Source organism: Caulobacter sp. BE254 (genome assembly GCF_031457295.1).
Lineage (GTDB): Bacteria > Pseudomonadota > Alphaproteobacteria > Caulobacterales > Caulobacteraceae > Caulobacter.
Genome location: NZ_JAVDWJ010000015.1, coordinates 111,490 through 124,665, shown reverse-complemented (window position 1 = coordinate 124,665; position 13,176 = coordinate 111,490). Strand labels below are relative to the sequence as shown.

Below are 13,176 nucleotides of genomic sequence, written 5' to 3'. Positions count from 1 at the left end.
CCAAATCAGCGCCTCCTCATTACGGAAACACTGTCAGAATCGATCAGCAAATCTCTGGCAACTCCCCAGCCGCATCAAATGCGATTCCCCTGCCCCACAGGGGGAGGATCTAATTAGAACCCATAAAGCCCCGCATACGCCGGATCCTTGGCCGCGATCTGCCGGGCGCAGTCGACCATGACCTTGGCCTGTTTCCAGGTCGCGTCGTCCTGCATCTTGCCGTCCAGCATGGCCACGCCCGTGCCGTCCGGCATGGCCTCCAGGATGCGTCGGGCGAAGGCCACCTCGTCGGGGGCCGGCGAGAACACCCGCTTGGCGATGACGATCTGGCTGGGGTGCAGGGTCCAGGCCCCGGCGCAGCCCATCAGGAAGGCGTTGCGGAACTGCTGCTCGCAGGCGACCGGGTCGTCGATGGCCCCGAACGGGCCGTAGAACGGCTTGATGCCGTGGGCGGCGCAGGCGTCGACCATCTTGGCGAAGGTGTAGTGCCACAGGTCCTGCTGGACGGAGGCGCGGAGTGAACCGTCGGCATGCGGGTCCTCGATGACCCGGTAACCGGGATGGCCGCCGCCGACCCGGGTGGTCTTCATGGCGCGGCTGGCGGCCAGGTCGGCCGGACCCAGCGAGATGCCCTGCATGCGCGGGCTGGCCCCGGCGATCTGCTCGACGTTCATGACCCCCTCGGCGGTCTCCAGGATCGCGTGCAGCAGGATCGGCCGGGTGACCCCGTGCTTGGCCTCCAGCGAGGCCAGCAGCTGGTCCATGTAGAAGATGTCCCACGGCCCCTCGACCTTGGGGACCATGATCACGTCGATGCGGTCGCCGGCCTTCTCGACCAGGGTCGCCACCTCGTCCAGGTGCCAGGGCGAGTTCAGGCAGTTGATCCGCACCCACAGGCCCACGCCCAGGGCCCGGAAGTCGACCTCGCGCGACATCGCCACCGCACCGGCCAGCGCCGCGCCCTTGGCGTCGGCGGGGATGGCGTCCTCCAGGTTGGCCAGGATCACGTCGACGGCCGGGGCGATCTCGGGAAGCTTGGCCCTGACCTTGTCCAGGTGCGGCGGCACGAAGTGGATCATCCGCTCGACCCGGGCCGGCGGCTCGCGCCAGGGCGTCGGCGCGCCGATCGCCAGGGGTTTGAAAAAGCCTCGGGGGGTCTTCATGGCGCTCGCATCCCTGGTCTCTGCTTATTTCGCAGTTGCGAGAAGACTGCGGCGGCGCGGCACGAGGGTCAAGGCTGACGCATGGGCAGGTAGGGCCGAGCGGACGCCTGAGAAATCCGTTATGGGTGGGAGGTCTGACATCAGGGCAGCAAGCTGTTCTTGTTGCGGATCGGGGGCGCGGGCGTGGCGACGAGATGGAATGAACTCTCCGGCACTTTCTACCGCATCTTGTTCGAAGCGGACCAACATCTGGTGCTCACCGGCGCGAAGAGCTCCGAAGGTCGATTCCACCACAGCGGCCTGCCGGCCCTGTATCTCTCCCCTCGGGCGGATTGGGCGGCCAAGGCGATCGACACCTATCGCCGTCCTGGTGATCCACGCCGCCTGGCGGTTCCCTTGCATGTCGAGCAGGCCAAGATCGTTGATCTGCGCAATGCCGACCATTGTGCGAACCTGTCGATCCAGCGACTCGACGCGGCCGTTCCGTGGCGGCCCCAACGCCAAAGAGGACAACGGGCGGATAGTTGGAGACCGGCTGATATCGTCAGGTCCAGCGATGCGGACGGGATGATCTATACCGCACGGTCAGCGCCCGACCGATGGCACCTGGTGCTATTTCGCTGGAACGTGTTGGGCGGGCCGGAAATCACCGTTGCTGGCCCCACCATAGCTGTCGCCGATATGGACTGAAGTCCGTTCGGGTCGAAAGCGGCTAGCGGAATCTGAACGACTTTGCGTCCTTCGAGTGAAGTCGATTGTCCAACTTCGCTCAAAAGAGCGATCTTGAAGCGACCGGCGGACACCTATCCCTTCGCCGGCGGCCCCTGAACCGGCGCCGGCGGCTCCTCGGGATCCTCGCGCGTCAGGTCCTCGGCCGCGTCGTTGCTGGACGAGAGCGCTGCGGCCTTGGCCTTGGCGCGGCGGCTGGCGCGGGGCTCCAGGCGGAGCGCGGCGCGGGCGTCGTCGCCCTCCTCGCCCAGCACGCCACGCAGGCGCAGGTCGCGCTGCGGATAGGGGATCTCGATGCCGGCCCCGCGCAGGGCGTCGTCGATGGCCCAGGTATAGGCCGCGAAGATCGCCGCCGGCCGGCGCACGGACTCGATCGTCGGCCAGACGACCAGCTCGAACTTCAGCGCCGAGTCGCCATAGCCGACCAGCCAGACCTGGCTCTTGCGCACGGCGTCGTCGGGCGAGGTGAACGGCACCGAATGGGCGGCCTTCAGCACCGCGGCCCGCACCTTTTCCTTGTCGGCCCCGAAGGCGGTGACGAACGGCACGCGGATGCGGCGGTTGGAATGGTGCAGGGTCCAGTTGATGACCTGGTCGTTGACCAGCACCGAGTTGGGCACGACGATGTCGGTGCTGTCGTTGGTGCGGATGCGGGTGGCGCGCGGCCCGATCTCGTGGACCACGCCCCGGGCGCCGTTCGACAGCTCGACGAAATCGCCCACCGCCACCAGCCGCTCGAACACCAGCGAGATGCCCGAGGCGAAGTCCTTGATCACCCCCTGCAGGCCCAGGCCGACGCCGACGCCAACGGCCCCGGCGAACACCGCCAGCGAGGTCAGGTCGATGCCCATGGTCGACAGGGCGGCCAGGAAGCCGATCACCACCAGGCCGTAGGTCGCCAGCTTCTCGACCACGTACAGCGAAGAGGCGTTGTCGACCGCCCGGGCCCGCAGGCGGCGCAGGCCGGCGGCGGCCAGGCGCGCCGCCAGCATCGCCGCCGCCACGATCACGATGGCCGCGCCCAGCCCGCCCAGGGTGATGGTGCTCTTGCCCATCTTGACCAGTTCGAGGGCGTCGAGGCGCTGCAGCGGATTGTCGGCCATGACGGCGAGTGTGGGGGCGCCGGGGCGCGCGGATCAAGGCCCCAAAGACCCTCTCCCAAAGGGAGAGGGAGGGGCCCATGCGCAGCATGGGAGGGTGAGGGGTTTAGACGTCAGACGGCGTGCCGGCAGGGCGTTTGGGCAAAACGGCGAGAGCGTAATCCCTCACCCTCCCACCGCTACGCGGCGGGCCCCTCCCTCTCCCGCCGGGAGAGGGTTCCTTTTTCGTCTACCGCCCCACCATCGCCAGGCCGGCCTCGCTGTAGCGCGCGCCCTCGACCGCGGTCTCGGGCACCGCGGCGGCGATCCGGGCCAGGTCGTCGGCCGACAGGACCACGTCGACCGCGCCGAGGTTCTCCTCCAGCCGGCTGATCTTGGTGGTGCCGGGGATCGGGGCGATGTGCTCGCCCTGGGCCAGGATCCAGGCCAGGGCCAGCTGGGCCGGGGTGATCCCCTTCTCGGCGGCGATCACGATCAGGGCCTCGACCAGCGACAGGTTCTTGGCCAGGGCCTCGCCCTGGAAGCGCGGCAGGCCCCGGCGGAAGTCGTTGTCGGCCAGCGGCGCGTCGGCCTTGATCGCCCCGGTCAGGAAGCCCCGGCCCAGCGGGCTGTAGGGCACCAGGCCGATGCCCAGTTCGCGGATCACCGGCAGGGTGGTCTGCTCCAGGTCGCGGAACCACAGCGAATATTCGCTCTGCAGGGCCGCCACCGGCTGCACCGCATGGGCCCTGCGGATGGTCTCGGGACCGGCCTCCGACAGGCCGAAGTGCTTGACCTTGCCCTCGGCGATCAGATCCTTGACCGTTCCGGCCACGTCCTCGATCGGCACGTTCGGGTCGACGCGGTGCTGGTAGAACAGGTCGATCACCTCGACGCCCAGCCGCTGGAGCGAGGCCTCGGCCACGGCCCGGATGTGCTCGGGCCGGCTGTCGGTGCCGCGCATGCGGGCGAAGCCCTCGGCGGTCCCTTCCGGCGCGATGTCGAAGCCGAACTTGGTGGCGATCACCAGCTTGTCGCGGAACGGCTTGAGGCCTTCGCCGACCAGCACCTCGTTGGTGTAGGGGCCGTAGACCTCGGCGGTGTCGAAGAACGTCACGCCCAGTTCGACCGCCCGGGCCAGCACCTTGAAGGCGTCGGCCTTGTCCAGGGCCGTGCCGTAGACCTGGCCCATGCCCATGCAGCCCAGGCCGATGGCCGAGACTTCCAGCCCGTCGCCGAGTTTGCGCGTCTTCATGGTGATATCCTCATGTCTGGAATTGCGATCGAAAGGCGCGGCCTTCCGACAGCGTGAAGATGGGCGCGGGGCCCGCCCAGGATAAGCGCTTGAAGTCTCAGCGGACTGCTGAGAAATACTCAGTAATGGACCAGCGCCCCTTGCCCGACCTCGCCGTCTTCGCCCTGGTGGCCCAGCATCGCAGCTTCCGCGCCGCCGCCCAGGTGCTGGGGGTCTCGGCCTCGGCCCTCAGCCACACGATGCGCAACCTGGAGGCCCGGCTGGACGTGCGGCTGCTGCACCGCACGACCCGCAGCGTCGCGCCCACCGAGGCCGGCGAACGGCTGCTGGCGCGGCTGGCCCCGGCCCTCGCCGACATCGACGCGGCCCTGTCCGAGGTGGCGGCGTTCCGCGACCGCCCCGCCGGGCGGCTGCGGATCAACATCGCCCGCTCGGCGGCGCGCTGGCTGGTGGGCCCGCGCATCGGCGGCTTCCTGGACGCCTATCCGGACGTGCGGGTCGAGATCGTCTGCGACGACGGCCTGTCCGACATCGTGGCCGGCGGCTTCGACTGCGGCGTGCGGCTGGGCGAGAGCCTGCAGGCCGACATGATCGCCGCCCCGTTGGGCCGCGAGCTCAGCCAGGCCCTGGTCTGCGCGCCGTCCTATGTCGAGGCCCGCGGCGCGCCCGACCGACCCGAGGACGTCCTGAACCACCGCTGCCTGCTGTTTCGGCGCGGCAGCGGCCAACCCTGGCCGTGGGAGTTCGAACGCCAGGGGCGCGAGGTGGTGGTCAATCCGCCCGGCGTGCTGGTCAGCGACGAGAACGAGGTCATCCGCCGCGCCTGCCTGGACGGCGCCGGCCTGGCCTTCCTGATCCGCGACCAGGTGGCCGACGACATCGCCGGCGGCCGACTGGTCTCGCTGCTCGACGACTGGTGCGAGCCGTTTCCCGGCTTCTTTCTCTACTATCCCAGCCGCCGCCAGCTCTCGCCGGCCCTGCGGGCGTTCATCGACTGGATGCGAGCCTAGAGGCGTCGTCGAACGGCGTCGCCAGAAACGCCGGCGTCGCCTCGGCCCGCGCGGTCAGCGCCGCCAGGCCGGGGCACGCCGACGCCTCGACGGATTCGGGCAGGGTCCGGGTCGCGAAGGTCCAGGCCACCGCGCTGGTCGCCCAGGCCTGCGAGCCTTCCAGCCACGCCGGCGGCAAGGCCAGTTCGGCTTCCAGCAGGCTCCAGGCCGCGCCGAGCTGCCGCCGCACCCTGTCGATCCAGGGGGCGTGATGCTTCTCTTCCGGGCGCAGGTTGAACTCGTAGACCAGCGACACGGTCTTCTCGCAGGCGGCCAGGGCCAGGCCCAGGATTCGTTGGGCGCGGGCGTGTTCGGCCAGGTCGTCCGGGCCAAGGCGCCGGCCGGCCAGCCGCTCCAGATGGGCGATGATCAGGGTCGAGTCCATCAGCGCCACGCCGTCGTCGGTGACCAGGGTCGGCGCCTTGACCACCGGATTGATCGCGGCGAAGGCGTCGTAGTGGCGAAACACCGACACCGGTTCATGCGCGAACGGCAGGTCCAGCAGCCGCAGGGTCACGGCCACCCGCCGCACATAGGGTGAATCCAGCATTCCGATCAGCCGCATCGCGCTCTCCTTCGCCTCTTGCGCAGGATGGCCGACCAACGGTTCGAAGGGCATGGCCATTCATCGGCGAAAGCGCGATAGTTCCGATGAATTCAAGGCGAGCACCCGCCCATGCCGCTTTCCGAAGGCCTCGACGCCAAGGACATCGCCATTATCGAGGCGCTGCAGGCCGACGGCCGCATCTCGCTGTCGGAGCTGGGACGGCGGATCGGCCTGTCGCAGCCGTCGATGTCGGAACGGGTCAGGCGGCTGGAGGAGCGCGGGATCATCACCGGCTACAGCGCGCGGATCGACCCGCTGGCCCTGGGCCTGGCGCTCAGCGCCATCATCCGCCTGAAGACCACCCACGAGCACATGCGCGCCTGCCTGGAGACGTTCGAACGCCTGCCCTATGTGGTCGAGGTCCATCGGGTGACGGGCGACGACTGCTTCGTGCTCAAGGCGCTGGTCCCAGCGGCCGGCGACCTGGCGACGATCGTCGACGCGATCGGCCGCTTCGGCCCCGTGACCACCTCGGTGGTGCTGCAGAGCCAGCCGCCCCGGCCGATCGGCAGGGCGTTGCTCCAGCGATAAGCCTATCCCGCTGGGAGAGGGTTTCTTTGGGCGAACCACGGGATGATCCGCCGCAGCGCCTCCTCGACCTCCGGCGTCGAGACGGCAAAGCTGAAGCGGATGAACCGCCGGCCGTCGACCGGGTCGAAGTCGACGCCGGGCGCGGTGGCCACGCCGGTGTCGCGCAGCAGGGCCTCGCAGAAGGCCAGGCTGTCGTCGGTCAGGTGGCCGATATCGGCATAGATGTAGAAGGCTCCATCGGGCGGGGCGATCGAGGCCAGGCCCAGGGCCGGCAAGGCGTCCAGCAGCAGGGCGCGGTTGGCGCGGTAGACGGCGACATGGCCCTCCAGCTCGTCCAGGCAATCCATGGCGACCAGGCCGGCGTGCTGGCTCAGCGACGGCGGGGTCAGGAACAGGTTGCCCATGAAGGCCCGGGCCCGCTGGACCTGCTCTGTCGGCACGACCACCCAGCCCAGCCGCCAGGCGGCCATGCTGAAATATTTGGAGAAGCTGTTGACGATCAGGGCGTCTGGCGCGAACGCCAGCATCGAGCGGGCCGGCTCGCCATAGCTGAGGCCGTGATAGATCTCGTCGGAGACGACGCGGATCCCCCGGTCGCGACAGACGCCGGCGATGGCCTCCAGCTCGGCCGCGGGGATGATAGTGCCGGTCGGGTTGGCCGGGCTGGCGATGATCACGCCGGCCGGGGCAGGGTCCAGCGCGGCCAGGTGGGCGGCGGTCAGCTGGAAGCGGCTCTCGGCCCCGCAGCCGATCTCGACCGGAACCAGGTTTAGGGCCTTCAAGGTATTGCGATAGGCCACGTAGCCCGGCCGGGCCAGGGCGACGCGGTCGCCCGGCTGGAAGTTCGAGGCCAGGGCCAGCACCAGGGCCGGCGAGGCGCCGCAGGTCAGGATGATCCGCTCGGGATCGACCGCGACCCCGTCCAGATCGGCGTAGCGCCGGGCGATGGCCGCCTTCAGCAACGGGCTTTCCCAATAGCCCATGCCGTCGGTGTCCAGCACATGATGCGCCGTGGCGATCGCCGCCTTGGGCGCGCCGGTCGAGGGCTGGCCGAACTCCATGTGGATGATCGACCGGCCCTGGGCCTTCATCTGGTGGGCCAGGCGGCTGATGGCGATGGCGTGGAAGGGTTCGATCTCGGAAGCGGGCATGCCGCGTAACTAGTCCGCGGCGGCGGGGGCGGCAACGGCCGTCGGATGCCGTCGCCAGACGAAACTTGGCCTTGGCTGGTTGTCGCCCACGCCGAACCGTCCTAGCCCTTGTCGCCGGGGAACGTCATGACGCCAATCAAATCGCCGATGGGCTTGGCCAAACTCGTGATCGCGGCGACGTGGGCCTTTTGCGCCATGAAGCTGCTTCTGATCGGAGCCATGGCGATCAATCTGCTCGCCCTGCTAGGTCGGGTTTCCGCGACCTTCCCCTATGAGCTCTTCGGGCGGATCGTGAAGCTGACGGTCGCGGGTAATCTGAGCGTTCAGGTCGTCGCCGGCGTCCTGTCGTTGGTCTGGATCTATCGCGTCAGCCGAAACGCCCAACGTCTCGCGCGCTACGGCCTGCCGATCTCGTCAGGCTGGGCGGTGGGCTGGTACTTCGTGCCGATCGGCGCGCTGTGGAAGCCCTTCGAGGCGATCGAACAGACCTGGCGGGCCAGCACCGCGCCCACGGCGTGGCGGTCGGTTCCGACGCCGGCCCTGCTGCGCTGGTGGTGGGCGCTGTGGCTCGCCGGCGGCGCGGCGGGTGGGCTGCTCGGCGTCCTGGGCAAGATCGGCGTAAAGGATCGGGCGTTCGCGAGCGCGGCGCTCATCGTGATCAGCGCCATTGTCGTGGGCCAATGCGTCCTGTTCAACCGCGTCGTGCGCCGGCTCACCGACCTGCAGACGTCCGCCGTCGACGTCGGCGTGTTCGACTAGGGTCTCGGCGGCGTTCGTCGCTCCTGACCGACGTTTGGTCGAAAAGTCCGGACCGATGTCGGGGCGCGCGTGTCCTGATCGTCCTCGCCTTGAACCCGCCGACCGGCGGTCCCGTGGAGGAAAGCCATGCCCAAGATCACCCCCTTCCTGTGGTTCGACACCCAGGCCGAGCAGGCCGCCAACTATTACGTCTCGCTGTTTCCCGACTCGCGGATCACGGAGATCACCCGCTACGGCTCGGGCGGTCCCGGCGCGCCGGGCGACGTGATGACCGTGGGTTTCGAGCTGAACGGCCAGGCCTACACCGCCCTGAACGGCGGGCCCCACTTCACCTTCACCGAGGCGGTGTCGTTCGTCGTCCACTGCGCCGACCAGGCCGAGGTCGACCGCTACTGGGACGCCCTGATCGCCGACGGCGGCCGGGAAAGCCAGTGCGGCTGGCTGAAGGACAAGTACGGCCTGTCCTGGCAGATCGTGCCCCAGGAACTGCTGGACCTGCTGTCCCACCCCGACAAGGCCGCCGTCGGCCGGATGTTCGGGGCCATGATGCAGATGGTCAAGCTGGACATGCCGAAGCTGAAGGCGGCGTTCGAGGGGGCTTAGGCCTGCCCCCGTGTGAGCGGGGCTATCGCCTATGGATTGGCTCTGAAAAAACCTGTCGTCCCGGACAAGCTCCGCGAAGCCGGGCGCCGATCCTGTTTTTGCCATAGGCGATAGCCCTGCCACCGGCCGCGCCGAGCGGACTTTCCGAAGGCCTGGGATGGCTGAGCGAGGCGGCTCACCTCAACGGCAAATGCAGCTCCGCGGCCGTACCGTGTTCCGGCGTGTCCAGGAAGAAGCGTTGGCAGTAGATCGGGAAATCGCGCATTTCCTCGCCGCTGGCCGGCAGCCAGTCGCGGTAGAGATAGAGGGCGGCGGGCTCCAGGTTGTGGGTGTCGCCCGTCACCCGCAGCACCGCGCAGCGCCCGCCGGGGATTTCGCCTTCCCGGACCCCCTCGCCGTCGATTTTCTGGTCGGCGGAAACGCCGACACAGAGGTCCATCCGATAGTCGGCGGGGTTGGCGGGCCGCCGCTCGGTGTACCAGATGTTGAAGGTCGAACTTGTCTTGGGCGTCAGTCCGGCCGCCTTGCGCCAGGCGATGAACCGCTCGCGGGTGACGTCGAAGGTCTGCGGGTCGCCCCGGTGCTCGAACATCGCCACGCGGGTCGGCCCCACCTGGCGGATCGTGACCTGGTCGGGGGTGAAGGTCTCTTGCATGATCTTGCTCCTGGCTGCGTTGAGCGGCGAAATGGCCGCAAGCCACGGCTCCCATTCGGGAGATTTCCGGAAACGCGACGGCGACTGCGCGAACCTCTGCCGAAAGGCGCGGGCGAAGGCGTCGGGCGACTCGAAGCCCGCATCCATGGCGATTTCGGTGACGCTCACCCCCTGCCCGTCGGCCAGCTGTTTCGAGGCTCGCTTCATGCGGGCCAACTGGACGTAGTGGTGCAGCGAGATTCCGAAGGTCGCCTTGAACTGCCGGTGGAAATGGAATTTCGAGAACGCCGCGACGCCGCTCACCGCCTCCAGATCCAGATCGCCATCCAGATGCCGGTCGATATGGTCCAGCACCCTCTGCATCCGGGCATGGTAGTGGTCGAGCGTCGCCGTCATCATTCTCATCCGCTGTGACGATCCTAGCTTGCCGCGCGCGGCTGTCGCGCGCTCGACCGATCTTGCGGTTTGGCGGGCGACGGCGCGACGCTGGTGAGATTGGTCCGCCAAGAGGTCGGAAGCGGACGCCGGCTCACCGGTAGCGGTAGAGCTTCACCCGCTGGATCTGGAACAGGTCGGGGGCGAGGCGAATGTGGCGGCCCTGATGGGTCTGGTCGCCGTTCAGAACCCGGCCGGGGACCCAGCGGCCCTGGGCGTCGAACACGCCCTCGACCGCGCGGTCGATGCCGGCCAGGGCGGGGCCGTTCCGGGCGCCCGCGAAGGTGACCACCAGCCCGCGGCCGGCGATCAGATACTCTTCCGGACCGATCTGGATGATCAGCCCCCCGTGGGCGGCGGTCTTCTGGTCGGCCTTGGGCGTCCACGGGTCGAGGAAGCCGACGGTGAACGTGTAATCGCCCAGCGTCTGGACGACCGGCTGGTCCTGCACCGTGCCGTCCTCCAGCACGCGCGGCTTGAAGCCCGCCATTCTCCCCTTGCCCTGGGCCGCCAGGATCGCCGGGGTCAGTTGCCGCAGCACGTCATAGGCCTGGGTCAGGGCGGCCTCGGCCTTGGGGTCGGCGTTCTCCACCTGGAACGGCGAGAAGCCCAACGCGTCCAGCTGGCCGATCGCATAGAAGGCGTTGGCCGGCGTCTCGGGCGCGCCGACATTGTTGGCCTCGGGGATGAACAGCGCGTTGTCCGGGCGCTTGTAGCGGCCGGCCAGGTCGCTGAAGTTGGGGAAATAGATGTCGGGCGAGATCAGGTCGATGCTGGGCGCGCCGGTCTTCCAGACGTCGATCAGGTGCGGCAGCGGCCCGCCGCTGGGATAGTCGCCCGGCGCCTTGCCCGTGCGGTTCAGGGCGACATTGACGTACATCGGCAGCGGATAGGCGGCCTTGCCGGCCCGGGCCACGGCCTCGGCGTAGCGGGCGTAGAACCAGGCGGTGAACACCTCCTGGCCGGCGTCGGCGTCGCCGAACACCTGGGCCCAGGTCCCGGAGGTCTTCGAGCCGTGAGCCTGCCACAGGGCCCGCAGTTCGGGCTCGATCGTCTCGCCGCCGTTCGCCAGGCGCGCGAGCAGTTCGGGCGGCACGGGCGCGGCCCAGGCGGCGTTGGCTGCAGGACCCCACTCGCGGGCGACCGGCAGCATGCCGATCTCGTTCTCGACCTGGACCATCAGCACCGTGCCCTGGGCGTCGACCACCTTCAGGTGGGCCAGCAGGGCGGCGTAGGCCCGGGCGTCGGCGTCGCGGGTCTCGGCCGAGAAGGCCGACAGGATCTCCTGGCTGACGCCATTCGCCGCCTTGGCCCGGGGGAAGCGGACGTCATCGCGCTTCACCCACGAGGGGACATAGGTCGACATGCTGTTCTTCCAGGCCCCGAACCACAGCAGCACCAGGCGCATGTCCTGGGCGCGGGCGTCCTTCAGCAGGCCGTCGACGCTGGCGAAGTCGTAGGCCCCCTCCTTCGGCTCGATCAGCTCCCACGAGACCGGCGCCAGCACGGTGTTGAGGTTCATGGCCTTCAGCTTGGGCCAGTACTTGGCCATATAGGCCTGGCTGGAGGCGCTGGAATTGCCCAGCTCGCCGCCCAGCACCAGCATCGGCTTGCCGTCGACCGCCAGCCGCCGGGCCGAACCCTGGGTCTCCAGGCGAGGCATGCCGGCGGCCGCGCCCTGGACCAGCAGCAGCGAAGCCGCCAGGGCCAGTCCGAGAGCCGCGGCGCCCTTCGAGCGCGGCCGGCGAACTCGGTTCTGGAGAGGTCCCTGGTCCATACGCTTCCCCGTCTCGGCTCGGCGTCCTGTCGCGCCGTGACCGGTGATAGCGCTAACACATCTTACAGGCGGCCTGAATAGGTCAGACCTCTAGGGTCGTCAGACCGTCAACGTCCTGAGCGGGACAAGGCCGGTCTCGGTTTCCAGCCGCAGGCGATAGACGCCGGGCCGCAGGAACAGGACGGCCGAAGCGGCCTCCGGCGCCAGCACCAGCTGGTCGGCCGGGATGGCCTGGTCGGGATCGACCGCGTGGACGGCCTGGAGAAGCACCGTCGCCGTTCGCGGTCCGGGCGCGGCGACCTCCACCCGGCGGCGCACACGGTCCGCCGCCAGCCAGCCCGGGCGACCGGCGACGTCGGCCAGGAGCGGATGGAACACCGCCAGGTCGGCCCCGGCCGACGCCGCCCCGAACCACCCGTCCGTCCCGCGCACCACGATCGAATCGACAGGCCTGAAACGCTCCAGCACCGCGGTCGTTGTTGGCGGGTCGGCGCCGTGAGGCCCGAACGAACCGGTGTAGGCCTGGGAGACGCAGAGCGGATCGATCCCCGACTTTTCCTTCAGCCGGGCGGCGAACCACCTGGATCCTCGATGATCGGGCGTCTTGCGCAGGTGGGAATAGCCGCAATGGACCAGGATCCGCGATCCCGGGTTCGGCGCCAGCACGTCGGCGATGAAGTTGTCGGCCTCGGCCGCATCGCGGCGCGCCATGGCGGCCTGCTGGCCCTCGCCGCTCACCCGTTGGTCCTCCCGCTGCTCGTAGGCGGCCAGCCGGTAGCCCAGGCCGGCCGCCTCGCGGACCGCCTCGGCATAGACCGGGTCGTGAAGGTAGAAGCCCAGGCTTGGATCCAGGGCGGCGCCGGCCTTGTAGGTCCGCACGGTCGGCGCGCCGGGCTCTCGGCTATTGAGGAAGTCCTCGGCGGCCAGGACGTCGAAGCCCAGCGGCCGCAGGGCGCGGAGCACCCGCGCCAGGAAACCGCGGTGGCGCGAGGCGACGTGGGCCTCGTTGAGCATGACCACCCGGCGGTCGCGCGCCGCCTCGACGATAGCGGCCAGCGCATCCTGGGCGGTCGCGTCGGCCGGCAGGGGCGTGGCGTCCTTCGGTCCCAGGCCAGCCGTGGCCAGGACCGTGGCCTCGTCGCCGATGAAGGAGGCCATTTGCTGCAGGCCCGGGTCCTTCGGCGCGGCCTGGAGGGCTCGCCAGACAGGCAGATACCGGCACTCCATAAACAGGCGGGTCTGGGGGCTCGCCTCCGCCGGCGCCGGCGGCGCCTGGGCCCCCGCCAGGCCGGGAAGCGCGCTCGCCGCCGCCAGGCCCGTCGCCACGCCCCTGCGCGTCATGTCCATCGAACCGCCTCCCCGACCTGGAACAACAGGTTCACC

The 13,176-nt window shown here is 69.3% G+C and carries 13 protein-coding genes; 5 read left to right on the top strand and 8 right to left on the bottom strand.

Features of this window, described 5'->3' with window-relative positions; translation table 11 throughout:
* Window positions 1-113: 113 nt before the first annotated feature.
* Window positions 114-1,163 (bottom strand): CoA ester lyase, encoded by a 1,050-nt coding sequence (locus J2X41_RS21645; protein WP_310085741.1) that lies wholly within the window; start codon window positions 1,161-1,163, stop codon window positions 114-116.
* Window positions 1,164-1,346: 183 nt separating this feature from the next.
* Between J2X41_RS21645 and J2X41_RS21640 the strand changes: the two genes are divergently transcribed.
* The gene (locus tag J2X41_RS21640) at window positions 1,347-1,853 is read left to right on the top strand and encodes an RES family NAD+ phosphorylase (RefSeq protein WP_310085739.1); all 507 of its coding nucleotides are present in this window, start codon (window positions 1,347-1,349) and stop codon (window positions 1,851-1,853) included.
* Between the two features lie 113 nt (window positions 1,854-1,966).
* Here the strand turns inward: J2X41_RS21640 and J2X41_RS21635 are convergent, their stop codons facing one another.
* Together J2X41_RS21635 and J2X41_RS21630 are read right to left on the bottom strand one after the other, a co-directional pair.
* Window positions 1,967-2,995: a mechanosensitive ion channel domain-containing protein gene (locus tag J2X41_RS21635; protein WP_310085736.1), complete on the bottom strand. Its 1,029-nt coding sequence runs from the start codon at window positions 2,993-2,995 to the stop codon at window positions 1,967-1,969.
* Window positions 2,996-3,221: 226 nt separating this feature from the next.
* On the bottom strand, window positions 3,222-4,226 hold the full coding sequence (locus J2X41_RS21630; RefSeq protein WP_310085732.1) for an aldo/keto reductase: 1,005 nt from the start codon (window positions 4,224-4,226) through the stop codon (window positions 3,222-3,224).
* 125 nt (window positions 4,227-4,351) lie between these two features.
* Here J2X41_RS21630 and J2X41_RS21625 point away from each other — a divergent pair, with 125 nt between their 5' ends.
* On the top strand, window positions 4,352-5,236 hold the full coding sequence (locus tag J2X41_RS21625) for a LysR family transcriptional regulator (protein WP_310085729.1): 885 nt from the start codon (window positions 4,352-4,354) through the stop codon (window positions 5,234-5,236).
* Here J2X41_RS21625 and J2X41_RS21620 read toward each other — a convergent pair.
* Window positions 5,214-5,840: a glutathione S-transferase gene (locus J2X41_RS21620; RefSeq protein ID WP_310085727.1), complete on the bottom strand. Its 627-nt coding sequence runs from the start codon at window positions 5,838-5,840 to the stop codon at window positions 5,214-5,216. The genes J2X41_RS21625 and J2X41_RS21620 overlap by 23 nt on opposite strands.
* A gap of 111 nt (window positions 5,841-5,951) precedes the next feature.
* Here J2X41_RS21620 and J2X41_RS21615 point away from each other — a divergent pair, with 111 nt between their 5' ends.
* Window positions 5,952-6,413 (top strand): Lrp/AsnC family transcriptional regulator, encoded by a 462-nt coding sequence (locus tag J2X41_RS21615; RefSeq protein ID WP_310085723.1) that lies wholly within the window; start codon window positions 5,952-5,954, stop codon window positions 6,411-6,413.
* Between the two features lie 2 nt (window positions 6,414-6,415).
* On the opposite strand, the gene J2X41_RS21610 is transcribed toward J2X41_RS21615, so the two are convergent.
* Entirely contained in the window at window positions 6,416-7,564 is a 1,149-nt protein-coding gene (locus tag J2X41_RS21610; protein WP_310085721.1) for an aminotransferase class I/II-fold pyridoxal phosphate-dependent enzyme, read from the bottom strand.
* Window positions 7,565-7,759: 195 nt separating this feature from the next.
* Between J2X41_RS21610 and J2X41_RS21605 the strand changes: the two genes are divergently transcribed.
* Both J2X41_RS21605 and J2X41_RS21600 read left to right on the top strand, forming a co-directional pair.
* Window positions 7,760-8,323, top strand: coding sequence for a DUF4328 domain-containing protein (locus J2X41_RS21605; protein ID WP_310085718.1), 564 nt, complete (start codon window positions 7,760-7,762; stop codon window positions 8,321-8,323).
* A 126-nt stretch (window positions 8,324-8,449) separates the two neighbouring features.
* Window positions 8,450-8,926, top strand: a complete 477-nt coding sequence (locus tag J2X41_RS21600) for a VOC family protein (RefSeq protein ID WP_310085716.1) — start codon at window positions 8,450-8,452, stop codon at window positions 8,924-8,926.
* 175 nt (window positions 8,927-9,101) lie between these two features.
* Here J2X41_RS21600 and J2X41_RS21595 read toward each other — a convergent pair whose 3' ends face one another.
* From J2X41_RS21595 to J2X41_RS21585, 3 genes are all read right to left on the bottom strand, one after another.
* Window positions 9,102-9,986, bottom strand: a complete 885-nt coding sequence (locus J2X41_RS21595) for an AraC family transcriptional regulator (protein WP_310085714.1) — start codon at window positions 9,984-9,986, stop codon at window positions 9,102-9,104.
* A gap of 124 nt (window positions 9,987-10,110) precedes the next feature.
* Window positions 10,111-11,793: a DUF5597 domain-containing protein gene (locus tag J2X41_RS21590; RefSeq protein WP_310085712.1), complete on the bottom strand. Its 1,683-nt coding sequence runs from the start codon at window positions 11,791-11,793 to the stop codon at window positions 10,111-10,113.
* Between the two features lie 99 nt (window positions 11,794-11,892).
* On the bottom strand, window positions 11,893-13,140 hold the full coding sequence (locus J2X41_RS21585) for a hypothetical protein (RefSeq protein WP_310085709.1): 1,248 nt from the start codon (window positions 13,138-13,140) through the stop codon (window positions 11,893-11,895).
* Window positions 13,141-13,176: the final 36 nt, after the last annotated feature.

Coding starts and splice junctions, on each gene's coding strand:
- J2X41_RS21645 (WP_310085741.1), bottom strand. CDS start 1,163: ATGAAGACCCCCCGAGGCTTTTTCAAACCCCTGGCGATCGGCGCGCCG.
- J2X41_RS21635 (WP_310085736.1), bottom strand. CDS start 2,995: ATGGCCGACAATCCGCTGCAGCGCCTCGACGCCCTCGAACTGGTCAAG.
- J2X41_RS21630 (WP_310085732.1), bottom strand. CDS start 4,226: ATGAAGACGCGCAAACTCGGCGACGGGCTGGAAGTCTCGGCCATCGGC.
- J2X41_RS21625 (WP_310085729.1), top strand. CDS start 4,352: ATGGACCAGCGCCCCTTGCCCGACCTCGCCGTCTTCGCCCTGGTGGCC.
- J2X41_RS21620 (WP_310085727.1), bottom strand. CDS start 5,840: ATGCGGCTGATCGGAATGCTGGATTCACCCTATGTGCGGCGGGTGGCC.
- J2X41_RS21615 (WP_310085723.1), top strand. CDS start 5,952: ATGCCGCTTTCCGAAGGCCTCGACGCCAAGGACATCGCCATTATCGAG.
- J2X41_RS21610 (WP_310085721.1), bottom strand. CDS start 7,564: ATGCCCGCTTCCGAGATCGAACCCTTCCACGCCATCGCCATCAGCCGC.
- J2X41_RS21605 (WP_310085718.1), top strand. CDS start 7,760: ATGAAGCTGCTTCTGATCGGAGCCATGGCGATCAATCTGCTCGCCCTG.
- J2X41_RS21600 (WP_310085716.1), top strand. CDS start 8,450: ATGCCCAAGATCACCCCCTTCCTGTGGTTCGACACCCAGGCCGAGCAG.
- J2X41_RS21595 (WP_310085714.1), bottom strand. CDS start 9,986: ATGAGAATGATGACGGCGACGCTCGACCACTACCATGCCCGGATGCAG.
- J2X41_RS21590 (WP_310085712.1), bottom strand. CDS start 11,793: ATGGACCAGGGACCTCTCCAGAACCGAGTTCGCCGGCCGCGCTCGAAG.
- J2X41_RS21585 (WP_310085709.1), bottom strand. CDS start 13,140: ATGGACATGACGCGCAGGGGCGTGGCGACGGGCCTGGCGGCGGCGAGC.